Source organism: Vibrio aphrogenes, assembly GCF_002157735.2.
GTDB classification, from domain to species: domain Bacteria; phylum Pseudomonadota; class Gammaproteobacteria; order Enterobacterales; family Vibrionaceae; genus Vibrio; species Vibrio aphrogenes.
On record NZ_AP018689.1, the window covers coordinates 1661564 to 1677897 of the forward strand.

The 16334-nt window shown below is 41.9% G+C and carries 11 protein-coding genes and 1 tRNA gene; 9 read left to right on the forward strand and 3 right to left on the reverse strand.

Features of this window, described 5'->3' with window-relative positions; all coding sequences use genetic code 11:
- Positions 1-537 precede the first annotated feature (537 nt).
- Both VCA1004_RS07545 and phrB read left to right on the forward strand, forming a co-directional pair.
- On the forward strand, positions 538-1488 hold the full coding sequence (locus VCA1004_RS07545) for a YbgA family protein (RefSeq protein ID WP_086983491.1): 951 nt from the start codon (positions 538-540) through the stop codon (positions 1486-1488).
- Positions 1489-1512: 24 nt separating this feature from the next.
- Positions 1513-2895, forward strand: a complete 1383-nt coding sequence (phrB, locus tag VCA1004_RS07550) for a deoxyribodipyrimidine photo-lyase (RefSeq protein WP_086983488.1) — start codon at positions 1513-1515, stop codon at positions 2893-2895.
- Between the two features lie 43 nt (positions 2896-2938).
- Here the strand turns inward: phrB and VCA1004_RS07555 are convergent, their stop codons facing one another.
- Positions 2939-4204 (reverse strand): DUF2254 domain-containing protein, encoded by a 1266-nt coding sequence (locus VCA1004_RS07555; RefSeq protein ID WP_086983486.1) that lies wholly within the window; start codon positions 4202-4204, stop codon positions 2939-2941.
- A gap of 146 nt (positions 4205-4350) precedes the next feature.
- Here VCA1004_RS07555 and VCA1004_RS07560 point away from each other — a divergent pair.
- A tRNA-Arg gene (locus tag VCA1004_RS07560) sits at positions 4351-4426 on the forward strand.
- Between the two features lie 131 nt (positions 4427-4557).
- On the opposite strand, the gene VCA1004_RS07565 is transcribed toward VCA1004_RS07560, so the two are convergent.
- Positions 4558-6423: an ABC transporter ATP-binding protein gene (locus VCA1004_RS07565; RefSeq protein WP_086983483.1), complete on the reverse strand. Its 1866-nt coding sequence runs from the start codon at positions 6421-6423 to the stop codon at positions 4558-4560.
- A 224-nt stretch (positions 6424-6647) separates the two neighbouring features.
- Here VCA1004_RS07565 and VCA1004_RS07570 point away from each other — a divergent pair, with 224 nt between their 5' ends.
- The 6 genes from VCA1004_RS07570 (at position 6648) to VCA1004_RS07595 (ending at position 15422) form a co-directional block, all read left to right on the forward strand.
- Positions 6648-8762: a TonB-dependent siderophore receptor gene (locus VCA1004_RS07570; protein ID WP_086983480.1), complete on the forward strand. Its 2115-nt coding sequence runs from the start codon at positions 6648-6650 to the stop codon at positions 8760-8762.
- 73 nt (positions 8763-8835) lie between these two features.
- Positions 8836-9606 carry an ABC transporter ATP-binding protein gene (locus tag VCA1004_RS07575; RefSeq protein ID WP_086983477.1) on the forward strand — a complete coding sequence of 257 codons (771 nt, stop codon included), beginning with the start codon at positions 8836-8838 and terminating at the stop codon, positions 9604-9606.
- A 49-nt stretch (positions 9607-9655) separates the two neighbouring features.
- On the forward strand, positions 9656-10576 hold the full coding sequence (locus VCA1004_RS07580; protein WP_086983474.1) for an iron-siderophore ABC transporter substrate-binding protein: 921 nt from the start codon (positions 9656-9658) through the stop codon (positions 10574-10576).
- 128 nt (positions 10577-10704) lie between these two features.
- Positions 10705-12678 (forward strand): Fe(3+)-hydroxamate ABC transporter permease FhuB, encoded by a 1974-nt coding sequence (gene fhuB / locus VCA1004_RS07585; protein WP_086983471.1) that lies wholly within the window; start codon positions 10705-10707, stop codon positions 12676-12678.
- Positions 12679-13061: 383 nt separating this feature from the next.
- Positions 13062-13571, forward strand: coding sequence for an OmpA family protein (locus tag VCA1004_RS07590; protein WP_164520843.1), 510 nt, complete (start codon positions 13062-13064; stop codon positions 13569-13571).
- A gap of 246 nt (positions 13572-13817) precedes the next feature.
- Positions 13818-15422, forward strand: a complete 1605-nt coding sequence (locus VCA1004_RS07595; protein WP_086983466.1) for an ABC-F family ATPase — start codon at positions 13818-13820, stop codon at positions 15420-15422.
- A gap of 138 nt (positions 15423-15560) precedes the next feature.
- Here VCA1004_RS07595 and VCA1004_RS07600 read toward each other — a convergent pair whose 3' ends face one another.
- Positions 15561-16316: a DUF1499 domain-containing protein gene (locus VCA1004_RS07600; RefSeq protein WP_086983463.1), complete on the reverse strand. Its 756-nt coding sequence runs from the start codon at positions 16314-16316 to the stop codon at positions 15561-15563.
- Positions 16317-16334 lie beyond the last annotated feature (18 nt).

A 16334-nucleotide genomic window follows, 5' to 3' on the forward strand; every position in this document is an offset into this window, starting at 1 on the left:
AAATCAACATTTTTCATTTTACATCTCCATTAATAATAACGACCTTGTTAATCAGACCTATAATCCAAAAGAGGTATTACTCAGGTTAATGAAAGTTTTAATGATTTTAATCAATCCTGTACTCTCGCCTTTCGTTAGCGGCAACCATCGCCTAATCCTAATCACAAAACAAATGTAAATAACCTCAGCTGCGGATAACTAGAAGTCACTCAATACAGCACTTTGGGCGTCTAACTTCGTTAAAATCAACGCAATAGGCCAGCTATTGACTTATGATTTTGCCTTGTTAGCCATCCCAAATTGCAATATTGAGAGAAAGTAATCAACCCTATGTACCTGATAGATTTTTTATCTTTTATATATCATAAGGTTAGGCTTGTTATTGTGACACTCTTATCCGCAGTTGAGGTTAAATAAAAAGTAAAACGCTTTATACTACAAACGATTAAGCTTATTAACCGCCTCAAATACTGACGGACATTCTCCCCTCTTTTAGAGCAATATGCTCAAGGAAAATAAGACCTCACAAGGATGATGATGAAAAAGCCACAACAACCACCAACAATAGGGATCAGCGCTTGCCTAACAGGGCAAGAGGTTCGTTTTGATAAAGGTCACAAGCGTTCTGATTTTTGTATGAGCCAACTGGCTAAATTTGTGACTTATCAACCTTTTTGCCCAGAAGTTGCCATTGGCTTGCCAATCCCAAGAGCGACGATTAGGCAAGTACAATATCCCGATGGCATTCATGTTCAACGTCCAGATGGCAGTGGCGACGTCACACAACCGCTACTCGACTACGGTCATCAAGTTGCTCAACAGCTCGAGACATTAAGTGGGTTTATTTTTTGCCAAAAAAGCCCAAGCTGTGGTATGGAAAGAGTCAAAGTCTATCAAGAAGATGGTAAAGGCAGTACCGCGACAGGGGTGGGTTTATTTGCTCAACAGATTATGGCACATCATCCCAATCTGCCTTGTGAGGAAAATGGTCGATTGATGGATCCCGCTTTACGGGAAAACTTTATTATTCGGGTTTTCACTTATCAACATTGGAAGGAATTACTCGCTTCTGGATTAACTAAACATAAGTTAATCACTTTTCATAGTGAGCGAAAATACCTACTCATGAGTCATCACCTTATCAGTTATAAAGAAGCTGGGCGTATACTGGCAAAAGCCGATCTGGAGCTTCATGAGATGGCGGAACAATACCTCGCTATTTTAATGTCGGGCCTCAAGCACGTTGCCACTCATCGCAGTCATACCAATACCTTACAGCACTTACAAGGTTACTTTAAAAAAGTCCTAACTAAACAACAAAAACAAGAACTCTCAACCCATATTGAAGATTTTCGCCGTGGATTAGTGCCTTTAGTAGTCCCACTAACCTTGATTAACCACTATTTAAAAGAGTTTCCCCAACAATATCTAGCAGCGCAAGTGTACTTATCTCCTTACCCACAAGAACTCAAACTGCGCTATATATAAATTCACCTAAAGGATTGCCCCCTCATGAATATTGTCTGGTTTCGTAACGATCTTCGCTTAGATGACAACCCTGCTCTTCAGGCCGCCCTTAGTACTGGTCACCCCTTATGTGGACTCTTTATTTCCACGCCTAAGCAATGGCAACAACATGATCTTGCACCAATAAAAATTGATTTGATTGAACGTCATGTCAATTTACTAGCCCAGCAATTCTCGCGTATGGGGGTGCGTTTTATTCACCTCAAAGCCACAGACTTTCATGACCAAGCTCAACAGCTCCTCGATTATTGCCAGAGCGAGCAAATTGAAAACCTCTATGCCAATGAAGAAGTCGAGCTCAATGAGCGGCAACGAGATCAATGGTTAATCAAACAAGGCCTTAAACTCCACCTTTTTGAAGCCGATGTGATAGTAGCAAAAGGAAAAATTCTCAATAAACAAGGAGAGATGTACAAAGTCTTTACGCCGTTTAAAAAAGCCTGGGCAAGCCATTTAATGCGTGAGCCCGCCAAACCACTTTTAGTCGAACTCAATAAAAATCAAGCGATAGAATGCCCCGTGATTGGCTTTGATACGAACACAAAAGACTCGAGTAAATGGCCACTGGCAGAAGTTATACTCAGACAAGTGCTACCTACTTTTTTTCATCACAAATATCACGATTATCATCACGACCGAGATTACCCTGCCCTCAAAGGCACCTCTGGTCTATCTCCTTATCTAGCCATTGGCGCGATCAGTCCTCGTCGCGTTTTTGCTGAGTTATGCCACCATTTTCCACATGCATTGGAAAATATCTCCCAACCGCAAGGCAGTTGGCTAAATGAACTGGCATGGCGAGATTTTTATCGTCATTTATTGCATCACTTTCCTAAACTCAATAAACACCAAAATTTCAATGATAAATACGATGCCTTAACTTGGCCTAATTCTGCTGAACTTTTTGAGGCTTGGAAAAATGCTAAAACAGGTTATCCCATTGTTGATGCAGCAATGAGACAATTAATGCAAACCGGTTGGATGCATAATCGCTTACGTATGATCGTCGCCAGCTTTCTCACCAAACACTGCCTAGTTGATTGGCGATTAGGTGAGCAATTTTTTATGCAACATTTAATTGATGGCGATCTGTGCGCAAATAACGGCGGTTGGCAATGGTCGGCAGGAACAGGTTGCGACGCCCAACCTTACTTTCGAATTTTTAATCCCATTAGCCAAAGTGAAAAATACGATCCCGATGGCAGTTTTATTCGCAAGTATTTGCCAGAGCTGGAAGAGGTGCCATTAAAATACTTACATTTTCCCCATGAGTACTTAAAACACCATCAAATTGAAAGCTATTGGCCCGCCATTGTCGATCATGCCACCGCAAGACAACAGGCATTAAGCTTTTATCAACAAGCCTAATTCAAATTGGCCAGAAGAATGGAGCCACAACAACAATGTTCAGCTATTGAGTTAAGCTGGACTTCTCTACTTGTTGCCAATCTTCTTCTAGATTCATCGCTAATTTGCAGCGTTTTAATGCCAATTCTGAATGTCGTTTAGCCGCTTGTTTCATGCCCTCATCTCCCACCATAGATAAGGCACTCAACGCTTTTTGTAATTGATTTGCCACTTCCACGCATCCTGCGCCATCACGCGCAATCGCAGTAAAAGCATCATCGAACATTTCATCAATCGTTATTTCAGGTACTTGCACTCTATCGTAACGAGAAGAATGCTCATCTTGCTCAGGGACAGGCTCACTCCAGCTCACAAATAATCGAACTAAACTTCCAATCACTTTAATCGCAGAACCTGGGTCATTGACAGCTGGAGATAAAGCTTTACCCGCAATTTCAGACAACACCACCAGCCCAAATCTAGGATCATCATCAAATAATCGATCAGCACCAATTTGGAAGATGGCTAATACCGCTCGGTAATCAAAATCATCACTTTGTTGTTTTTGATGAATCACAGAAGCTAAAACTGTTCCGGGAGCCACAAATGCACCAGGTAAAACCGCTAAGACAACCACCGAAGAATGTTCTTCAGCCCAGTGCTGTAGACGGCTCAAATCAAGGTGTTGTACATAACCAACAGAAGTCGCAACCACCGGCTCTCCTTGCCCGGTATCGACACAAGGCGCACCACATCGAGTCGGGTTATTACGTAAATGCAGCAATGACTTCATCGCCACTTCTTCAATTCGATCGACCGTATTACCAATTCTCCCGAGCCGAGCCAATCGGTCAACCCAACGAATGAAAGTTAAAATCACCAAAGCAAAGACCAAGCAGGTCAACACAAATAGAACCAGCAACCCCGTCACATCAAAAAAATCATTATTGATAGCCGTGAGTGCCACGATACTAAAAATAAACGAGCCGATGAAACGAGAAAGCGCATTTTTAGACACATCATCTGAAACCACGACACTAAAAGAACGTGGGGTGGCAGAAGTACTCGCGGACGCATAAGCCGAAACCATCGAACCGACTGAAAATGTTGCAATCACCAACATACTCGATGACATGATTTCAAGTAAAGCAATAATCGACTTTAAACTGATGGGCAAAATGTATAAACCGATATCAACATGATCAGCAGTTTTTGCAATAAAAACAGCCAAAATAGAACAAATACACATCCATAATGGCTTTACCCATAATTTATCTTTTAGACGATTATATAAAAATCGTAGATGATCGGACGAATAACGAGTCAGCATGACATCTCCTTATGTTTCATGTATTGATAATTAAACACTGTATTAAATGAATAAAAAAACAGCATTTGCATCAGATTTATTAAAGCAAAACAGCTTGCTACTTGGATTATGGCACTAAAGTCCGTATTATCAGCTGCGGTTAATACGTCCCCTTAGTTCAGTTGGATAGAACAAGGACCTCCTAAGTCTTAGACACAGGTTCGAATCCTGTAGGGGACGCCACTTCACCTAACCTTTCCACTTAACACCACGCTTTAAAACGCTACTGCTTAGTATGTAGAATTAAAAAAGGCTCACCACGCATAACGCAGCAAGCCTTTTAAGTATAAAGCGGAATCAATTAATACAAACGGTTAGCTTTGCACCACTTCTTCGACTACCACGTCGTCATCCGAACCTAAAAATCCGCCCGTTTGATGCGCCCATAATTGAGCATATACACCACCCGCTGCTAACAATTCTTGGTGAGAACCTTGCTCGAGCACTTCACCTTTATCTAATACGATCAGTCGGTCCATAGCTGCAATGGTAGATAAACGGTGCGCAATGGCGATCACAGTTTTGCCTTCCATAAGCTCATACAAACTCTCTTGAATTGCCGCTTCGACCTCCGAATCTAAGGCTGAGGTCGCTTCATCCATAATAAGAATAGGCGCATCTTTAAGTAGCACTCGTGAAATCGCAATACGCTGGCGTTGACCCCCTGACAATTTCACCCCACGTTCACCAACTTGCGCATCGTAGCCGCTATTACCAAAGGTATCAGTTAAAGTCTCAATAAACTCATGAGCCTGTGCTTGTTTTGTCGCAGATAACAACTCTTCTTCTGTTGCTTCTGGACGACCATACAAAATATTGTCGCGAATGCTGCGATGTAACAGTGAAGTATCTTGCGTGATCATACCGATTTTACTACGTAGAGAATCTTGTTGGACTTTTGAAATATCTTGCCCATCAATACGGATAGTGCCACTTTCTACATCATAAAAGCGGAGCAATAAGTTCACTAAGGTCGATTTACCTGCTCCAGAGCGTCCAACTAAACCGACTTTTTCACCCGGTTTAATGTTCAAGTTTAAATTGGTGATCACCGCTTTATGTTCTTCGCCATAATGGAAACTAACATGGTCAAACTCTAGTCCGCCTTCTTTCACCTCTAAAGCTGGTGCATTTTCAACATCTTGCGTCACCACCGGTTTTGATAAGGTATTCATACCATCAACGACTGTTCCGATATTTTCAAAAATGGTACTGATTTCCCACATAATCCATTTTGACATGCCTTGAATACGCAATGCCAAACTGATCGCAACCGCAATTGCTCCCACCGTGATCATGCTGTTCATCCATAAACCAATCGATAAACCAGCAATGGCAAATAACAACAAATAGTTGATCATATCGATACTGAATAAAAACACCGTTGCCATACGCATCTGGGCATACACGGTTTTCAAGAATGACTTCATGCCTTTTTCTGCATATTCCGTTTCACGGTTAGTATGAGAAAATAATTTCACTGTTGAAATGTTAGTATAACTATCGACAATTCGACCGGTCATCAACGAGCGAGCATCAGCCTGAGCCGTAGCAATCCTTTTCATTTTAGGGATGAAATACACTTGAATCAGCACATAAGCCACCAGCCAAACCAAAACCGGGATCATTAACCAAATATCTGCTTTGGCTATCAAGAACATCATCGAGAAAAAATACACCGACACATACACCAATACGTCAGCAAATTTCATCACGGTTTCGCGAATAGCCAAAGAGGTTTGCATGACTTTCGTCGCGATACGCCCAGCAAAATCGTCTTGATAAAAAGTAACGCTTTGATTCAACAAATAACGGTGAGCCAGCCAACGAATCGACATCGGGAAGTTACCCAGTAAGGTTTGGTGCATGATCATTGAGTGAATAAAGCCCACCACGGGTATGACCACGACGACAACCACACCCATCCCGATAATTTTGCTCCCTTCAGCATCCCAAAGTGTCTCTGGTGTGTGGCTCGATAACATATCAACCAAGGAGCCCATAAAGCCCATTAAAGACACTTCAATAATGGCAATAACAGCGCTGAGTATAGACATCACAAAAATGGGTAATAAAAAATCACGACTGTAATGCATACAAAATGCAAATAAAGTATTAGGTGGTGTTGTGAGCGTCTCTTTTGGAAAAGGCTTCGTCAGCCCTTCAAAGAATTTGAACATAAAGGTATTCCATAAGAATTGAATTCAAACGCAATCAATCACTTAACTGTTTTGAAATAAAGAGGTGGAAAATAAGAACCGTTATCATAAAGGTAAAAGAGTAAATTGCCCACCCCCGATTGAGTTTAGTGGCATGGATTTGAACGAAATAAGTACTAGGCACACACCTAAAAAATGAATACAATTCGCAATAATAACAATTCTCAATAACAGAAATTTCACTTATGCATTTTACACAACACCCCGTGACCAAAGCGGTTTCAACTATCATGAAACCCGTTGCTGGATTGTCTTTAGCGCTTTTTGCTCTACCCACTTTTGCTGAAGACACTTCCGATATCCAAAACTTAGAGACGATTACCGTTACAGCCTCTGCCTTGAAGGTTGAGACACCAATCGAAGATACGCCCAAAAGTGTCACGATTATCGATCGTGAGGAACTCGATGTTCATGATGTGATCAAGCTTGATGAAGCCTTTCGCTATAGCACTAGCGTGGTATCTCCTTATGGGGTTGATGTCGATACTGATTGGTTATTAGTCCGTGGTTTTGAACCTAGCGTCTATTTAGATGGTAACCGTCTTTATAAGGAAGGTTTCTTTGGTTGGTCTACCGAACCTTATGGAATGGAAAGTATTGAGCTATTAAAAGGCCCTAGCGCTATTTTTTATGGTGACTCTCAACCTGGTGGGGTTTTAAACGTTGTACAGAAAAAACCAACCGATGTCCCACAAGGCAGTATCAATATTTCTGGTGGCAGCAATGATTATATGCAACTGGGTATCGATGTTTCAGGTTGGGCCAATGATACAGGTGACCAACGTTATCGTTTAGTGGCGATGGTAAACCGCCAAGACGGCGCACTCGATGGTACTGAAAATGAACGTTTTTATATTGCCCCAAGCTATACAATCGATTTCAATGAAAAAGCGACATTAACTCTATTAACTAGCTTTACAAAGGATACAGGGGTTCCTAATAATGGCTTCTTCCCTATCGATGGCACTTACCAAGCTTTACCTGACGGTGGTTATATTGACCCAACAACGAACTATGGCCAGCCAGATACCGACCGCTTAGACCAAACACAAGTTTCCGCAGGTTATCAATTCAAATACGATATTGACGATGTGTGGACTTATAAACAAAACTTCAACTTTGCCTATAAAGAGCTCTATTTACGCAGTACCAGCGCTTATCAAAATGATTATGATCCAGCATGGGGTGGAGATTCCGATCCAAATACTCTGCTACGTTCTACCTTAATTAATGATGGTGATTCTCATAGTTATACTTTTGATAACAACTTGACCGCAAACTTCATCACAGGTATTGCTGAGAATACGCTGATGGTTGGTATCGATTATCAGCATCATAATAATAACTGGATGGGTAATGGTTTAGGTGTGTCGACCGGAATCGTCGATAGTCGAAATCCGACTTATGACAATGGCGTGCCAGCTGATCTTTCAAGTTCAATGTATAAGAATGACATCACCAAAGAGCAAATTGGTACTTATGCCCAGCTTCAATCCATATTAGCAAGCCACTGGGTGGCTAACTTAGGCTTACGTTATGATTGGGTTAACGTAGAAAATACCGGCCTATATGCAGATAAAATTGATGATGGTCAGCTCTCATTTAATACTGGTTTAATGTACCTTGCTGATAATGGCTTATCGCCTTATGTTAGCTACTCAAGTTCATTCTACACTTTGGCTAGTCTCGACTTTATAACCAATAAACTCTATGAACCAATCGAAAGTAAACAAACGGAAGTTGGGGTGAAATACTCTCCATTCTGGCTAGATGGTTACGTCAATATTGCATGGTTCGATATACAGCAAGACAATGCAACAACCTCGGTCGTGGGAGACAATGGTGTTTTAGGAACGAGTCAAACCGATCAAAAAAGCCAAGGTATTGAGCTAGAAGGGTCTGCTTTTGTCACTGAGAATCTAAAGTTAACCGCCAGCTATACCTACACAAACCTAGAAGAAGTTGACCCAAATGGAGGCTATCGCCAAGCTTCATTGGTCCCTAAGAACTTAGCATCAGGCTGGGTACAATATGATTTTGCGTCATTGGGATTACCTGATTTAAGAATGGGGACAGGGGTTCGCTACCTTGGGACTAGCGTCAACTCAACAACTGGTGACAAAATATCAGCGGTGACACTCTGGGACGCGATGGCAAGTTATCAATTTACTCGTCAGTTACAACTCCAAATGAACGCAAATAACTTACTGGATAAAGAGTACGTAGCAAGTTGCTCAAGTACTGTCTGCTACTATGGTGAGGATCGGAGAGTAACGGCCAATTTAAACTACAGTTGGTAATCTAAGCTTAACTATACTAGGGCTATTCATTACAATAGCCCTAGCTTTTTGTGTTATTAAATTAGAGAAAAATATGTTCACATTGAATCAAGTCCGAGTGCATCGTGATAATCGCGATATATTATCGATAGATGAATTAACCATACCTACCGATGGGCTCACTGTGGTACTTGGTCATAATGGCAGTGGTAAATCCACACTCGTCAATTTACTTTCCGGCCAAACCGAGCCCGATTCAGGTTCCGTTAAACTCAATAACCACAATATTCACGATTTTTCTCAAAAACAACTCGCTAAAGAAATTGCGTTCTTGCCACAAAAATTGCCAGATGTTGCCGGGCTCACGGTTAAAGAATTGGTTCGTTTAGGCCGCTTCCCTTGGCGTGGTGTTTTTGGTCGTTGGCAAAACAATGATGACACGATTATTCTCGATGCCATGCATAAGACTGGCGTCGAACATTACGCAGACAACCTAGCCGATAAACTCTCAGGGGGCGAGCGTCAACGTGCTTGGGTTGCAATGTTATTGGCACAACAATCTCCGGTATTAATTCTGGATGAACCCACCTCTGCGCTCGATGTCCATCATCAATACCATTTATTATCATTGCTGCAATCTTTGACCCAAGAAACCCAATGTGGCGTACTCGTCATCTTACATGATTTGAATCTCGCGCTACGTTATGCCACGCATATTGTGGCGTTGAAAAAAGGCAAGATTGCTTTTAGTGGTGCTAAAGAATTACTCCTAGATGAAAAAAGACTCAGTGATTTGTATAAAACTGATATTCAATTACTTGCTCACCCACAACAACAAGATCAGAAAATCGCTGTCGTGATATAGCCATTACAGGCCATCATCTAAGAACGAAAAATCAGGGAACTTTTCCAATATGAAAATACGTCGTCACATCGCTACAGTCTTCATGGCTTTATTTATCACCTTTCCAAGTTTCGCCGCAATTACCGTGACCGATAGCCGAGGAGAACATCAACTTGATGGGCATCCAACTCGTATCGTCGCTTTGAACTGGGATTTAGCCGAGCAATTACTCGAACTTGGCATCACGCCCGTTGGTGTGCCAAATATCAAAGATTATTCTGAATGGGTTGTAAAACCGGCTATCCCTGCTTCCGTAGATGACCTAGGGACTCGCGCCGAGCCCAACATGCAAAAATTAGCCGAATTAAAACCGGATTTAATCTTAGCCGCTTCGCCACAAAAAGACTTAATCCCTCGCCTGCAAACCATTGCACCTGTGCTGTATTATGAATCTTATGCTGGCCAACAAGACAGTGCTCAAGAGGCCATTGATAACTTTAAGCAGATTGCGCAAGTGGTGAATAAATCAGACGTAGCCAATCAAAAATTACAAGCCATGCAAACTCGTTTTGCCGAGCTACGCCATCAACTCATTGAGGCCTTTGGTGAGCCTCTACCTCAAGTTTTGGCGATGCGATTTGCCAATCAAACATCGGTATACCTTTACACTGAGCATTCCACTACTCAATACGTACTCAAGCAATTAGGGTTAACACCGGCTCTATCGCTACCTTCACAACCTTGGGGCATTAGCCAAAAAAGAATCACCGAACTGCAACACATTAAAGACGGATATGTGCTGTATTTTGGTCCTTTCACTCAACAACAAAAAGCACAACTGAATAAGTCCATGCTCTGGAAAGCAATGCCTTTTGTTCGCAACGGTCATGTCAATGAAGCGGAACCGGTTTGGAACTATGGCGGGGCAATGTCGATGGAGTATATCGCAGAGTCGATAACAAAAAGTATGCTAGAACTAAAAAGGCTCTAGTGTCGAGCGCTTAGACTCTAGAAAAAGAAATACCTCGAAAATCTGTTGCTTCACAAAAATTAATTATGATCTCCTAATCCCTAGCATACACAGCTAGGGACAGGGAACTAGAAACCCAGGAACTCTTGATGCTCCGCTTTCCAACTATTACGACCATTATTCTCACATTCGCCTTCACTTTAGTGGTTATCTTTAGCCTTCAAATCGATAATCCGCTTTCCTTTTCTCAACAATGGGATTTATTAAGCGGAGCGGAAGCCCAAGAATTTGCCGATTTCAACTTTGTCTATGCTCAGTTACCTCGCGCAGTGATGGCTATTGTTGTAGGCGCAATGTTAGGGCTCGTTGGTAGCTTAATGCAGCAACTGACACAAAACTCACTCACATCACCTCTAACATTAGGTACGTCATCCGGTGCTTGGTTGGCACTTATTATCGTCAATGTTTGGTTTCCAACATTAGCCGCAGATTACATGGCATTGTCGGCCATGGTAGGAGCTCTATTTGCGATGGGGCTAGTGATCACCATTGCTGGTCCTAAAAATATTACCGGCTTGCCTTTGATCTTATCAGGCATGGTGGTCAATATTCTGTTTGGAGCCATTGCCACAGCCATTATTTTACTTAATGATCAATACGCTAAAAATGTCTTTATTTGGGGCGCGGGTGATCTAGCACAAAATGGCTGGGAAATGGTGTATTGGCTCTTACCCCGTTTGTCAGTGGCTATCCCTTTGCTCCTATTTGCTCCTCGTATTTTAAATTTAATGCGTTTAGGGCACCAAGGGGCTGCCGCTCGTGGTCTTAATGTTATTCCGTATTTTTTATTATTGATCGTGCTCGGCTTATGGTTGGTTTCAGCTTCAATCACTGCGGTTGGTGTGATCAGTTTTATAGGCCTATTATCGCCTAACATCGCCCGCGCCATTGGAGCACGTACACCAAAAGCTGAACTTTATCTCAGTATGTTGATTGGCAGTATAGCCTTATTGTTCACCGACATTTTAGCCTTATCCATTAGCCTATTTACGTTAGATATGCTGCCCAGTGGCACAACCGCTGCGGCCATCGGTGCGCCTGCACTTGTCTGGTTTAGCCGTCGAGCGTTAAAAGCTCAAGATCAAATTTCCATTAAATTACCCCCAAGTAAAGCACAATTATTTCCTTTAGCGATCCCGTGTTTTATTGGCTTAACCCTGATATTCCTGTTCATTAGTACCACTGTTTCTATGTCTGACACTGGCTTACATTGGGCCATTCCTGATGCTTTTAACTGGAATTTACGCTGGCCAAGATTCCTCACCTCTTTAGCCGCCGGCATTGCACTTGCGGCGGCTGGTACCGTCTTACAACGCTTAATTTATAACCCTCTCGCCAGTCCTGATATTTTAGGTATTTCCGCAGGGGCAACTTTTGCCTTAGTCGGCGCCACCGTATTTTTGGGGAGTAATATTTTTGCGTCTGGCTCATTAGTGGCGTTTGCCGGTAGTATGGTGGTTCTAGCACTCTTATTGTTATTAGGGAGAAAAAACCAATTTGCGCCTTCAAGCATGATTTTAATCGGTATTGCCATCAGCGCCCTCATTGAATCTTTAGTGCAATTTGCTTTAGCTAAAGGTTCACAAGATACTTATACCATCTTAGGGTGGTTGGCTGGTTCAACTTATCGCGTCTCCAGCACCAACGCTTTAGTGCTTGCCATCAGTGTTACGGTGATTTTTATCGCGCTGATTAGTGTGTCACGTTGGCTGACGTTAATTTCAGCAGGCCGCCAGTTTGCCGCAGCTCGAGGGTTAAACGTACAAGCCACCAGCGTCATACTCTTGTGCAGTGTGGCCTTACTGTGTGCCTTAGTCACAACCACAATGGGCCCAGTAGCTTTTGTTGGTCTGTTAGCCCCTCATATGGCCGTCATGATGGGCGCAAAGCAAGCTCGCAATCAATTGATTGTTGCCGGTTTAATGGGCGGGCTCTTAATGCTGGCTGCAGATTGGATCGGGCAAACCCTCTTATTCCCGATGCAAATTGCCGCCGGAACCGTTGTTTCGATTATTGGTGGGAGTTATTTCTTACTTTTATTGATCCGAGGGCAAAGAAGCTAAACTAGTAACCGTTGCTTTTCTCAGTATCAAAAATAAACACAGCTAATGATTAACAAGAAAGCATTGATATTTGACATAGTACGAGAACAAATACAACTGAATACCGTATGAACAAAAGTGAAATATAAAAAATCACAGATAATTAACACTAAATCTCTAGGTAAACAATTGATTTTTCATTTACTATTTACCATGCTATAAGTCATGGGTTGAAATAATGTACTGAATGAGATTGCAATAACTGTAATTAAATCAGTAGTTCAACTATATTTAGGTTCACAATTGGCTTTCTTTTGTGGGTCCTTTTAGGATTACGCTGAGCTGATAAGTGGCTACGATAAAATCTATAGCTCAATATCGGAGTAATAATAATGGAAAAACGTATGAAAAAAAATTACCTAGCAATGGCCTGCACTTTAGGCTTAATGGCAACACTAGCCGGTTGTAGTTCAAGCGAAGAAGTTGCTGAAGCTCCAGTTCAAACTCAAGAAATGCCAGCAACAGTTAAGGCTCCTATTAGCCTAAGTGCTGACCTACTTTTTGATTTCGACTCTGCAACACTTAAAACAACAGATTCTATTGATCAAGCAGTAAGCAAAGCGTCTGATGCGGATCTAAAATCAATCACTATCGTCGGTCACACTGATAGCGTGGGTACTGAAGAGTACAACCAAACACTATCTGAAAAACGTGCACAAGCAGTAGCTGATTACCTAGTAAGCCAAGGTTTTGATTCAAGCCTAATCTCTGTTAGTGGTGAAGGTGAAGCTTCTCCTGTTGCTGATAACAGCACAGTAGAAGGCCGTTCACAAAACCGTCGTGCTGATGTCACTGTTTCTGCTGAAATCGAGCAACCAGTACCAGCTGTAACAGAAGAAGCAGCGGCTGAATAAACGCCTCTAGCTTAATATCATCACTTCTTGTCAAACATTAAGACAAGAACACTGAATAACGAAATAGTGAAGTCTGCTTGGCTTCACTATTTTTTTACCTGTTCGTTGCCAATTATTCTCTTGCTCTTGATTGACTTCTCGCCTGTTCTTTAATCAATAAAGCTGTATAATCCGCCGCCTATTACCCACTCTCATTCAGCCATTGACCTTTTTCTATGGGTATTTCTGGCTTCTAAGGATACTTCTTTGATCTCAACTGCAAACATCACCATGCAATTTGGTGCTGAACCCTTATTTGAAAATATTTCCGCTAAATTTGGCAACGGAAACCGTTATGGCTTAATTGGTGCCAATGGTTGTGGTAAATCCACCTTTATGAAAATCTTAAGCGGCGCTTTACCCCCTAGCTCAGGTAATGTTTCCATCACACCGGGGCTTAAATTAGGCGTCTTAAGCCAAGACCAATTTGCTTTTGAACAGCACAACGTGATTGATGTTGTGATCATGGGGGATCGCAAATTATGGGAAATCAAACAAGAGCGTGATCGTATTTACTCATTACCTGAAATGAGTGAAGAAGATGGGATGAAAGTGGCTGAACTGGAAAGTGAATTTGCCGAAATGGATGGCTACACCGCAGAAAGCCGTGCTGGTGACATCCTTATTCAAGCGGGTATTGAAGAAGAATTCCACTTCGACTTAATGCAACGTGTTGCCCCCGGCTGGAAACTCCGTGTGCTGCTCGCACAAGCCTTATTTGCCAACCCAGATATTTTATTACTTGATGAACCAACCAATAACTTAGATATCCACACCATTAATTGGTTAGAAGAAGAGCTGAATCAACGTAAATGCACCATGATCATCATCTCGCATGACCGCCATTTTTTAAACTCAGTCTGTACGTACATGGCGGATATTGATTATGGTGAGTTGCGAATCTACCCGGGTAACTATGAATACTTTTTAGAAGCTTCTGGGCTGATTCGTGAACAGCTCTTATCGAGTAACGCTAAGAAAGCTGCCGAGATCAATGAACTGCAAGATTTCGTCAACCGTTTTGGCGCCAACGCTTCTAAGGCCAAGCAAGCCAGCTCTCGCGCGAAAAAAATGGAAAAAATCAAACTAGATGAAGTGAAATCATCAAGCCGTATTAGCCCTTCGATTGATTTTGGTGAAGGTAAAAAACTGCATCGTTTAGCGCTAGAACTCCAAGATCTAGGGCATGCCTTTGATGAGGAGTTGCTGTTTGAACAAGGTAATTTACTGCTCGAAGCCGGTACACGTTTAGCAGTGATCGGAGAAAATGGTGTGGGTAAAACTACGTTTTTACGCTGCTTAGTCAAAGATCTAGAACAAACACAAGGTATTGTGAAATGGTCAGAGAATGCTTCTATCGGTTACTGCCCACAAGACAGTACCAAAGACTTTGATAACGACTTAACTATTTTTGATTGGATTTCCCAATGGCGCACCACCAAACATGATGATTTAATGGTCCGTGGTATTTTAGGCCGCCTTCTATTCACCGCAGATGATGCAAATAAAAAAGCACGTAATTGCTCCGGTGGTGAAAAAAACCGTCTATTATTTGGTAAATTAATGATGCAAGATATCAATGTGTTAGTTATGGATGAACCAACTAACCACATGGATATGGAAGCGATTGAGGCATTAAACTCAGCGCTCAAAGTGTATAAAGGTACGCTCATTTTTGTCAGTCATGACCGTGAGTTTGTCTCATCACTTGCGACATCAATCATTGATATTAAAGATAAAAAATTGGTGAGTTTTCAAGGCACTTACGATGAGTATTTAGATCATCAAAAGAAAATGACTGCCACGCTATAAGCTATAAGCTATAAATAATCACCCCACAATAGCGGTATGATGACATTCGTTATGGCTTATGAACCTGTCTATCAATCACCGATAAAAAAACAGAAACGGTTGACCCCGTTTCTGTTTTTATATGGCTATTATTTTATCTTATTGGCTTGCAGATTCATTCTCTTTAAATTGTTGGATAAACTCTCTAATACGTTGCGCATTCACACCTCGATCAGAACGTCCAATCCGAGAAACACTGCGCACGTCAACTCGGCTGCCACCTTCTAGTGCTACAACCTGCACCACGACATCATCGGCAAAATTAAAAAACGCCGTTCTTGCTGTCGCTTCAAAATGGAATTGCTCAAAATCTTGATAAACCAGAGTCCAATTCAGTTGTTCAGCCACCTCCAACGCTTGGCGGTAAGCCGCGTGAGGAGCTAATGATGAAATAAGAGGTTTAATATCAGGATAAGCCTTTAATTGCTGATGAGCGATTTCTTCACCACCATACACCAAAGTATTTTTAGCCCCAGGTCTGTCATCTGTTAAAAATTGAAATAATGGAGGCTGCTCTAGATTGGTCGTAATGTCGTGAATGGGAGGATAACGGACTGGTGTTTTCAATAAACCAACGATCATCGGCATTAAAATCCCAATACCAAGCACCACCGCCAATATAGATTTAAACACGCCGCTTTTTTGTTGTTGCTTAAGGCTTATGAAAAAACCGAACAACCCAACCACAACCGCAAGATAGCCTACGGTATTATTATAATTGCGGCTGGCACTAAAACCGACAATCGGTTCCCATAAGCCCAATTGTGAACCAAATACCATTAATAATGCTATCGCAAAACATAGCACTGCGATAACCAAAGCAATATTCCCTGCATTAATTCTTTGTCCTATCATTACTTCTACTCCATCCTT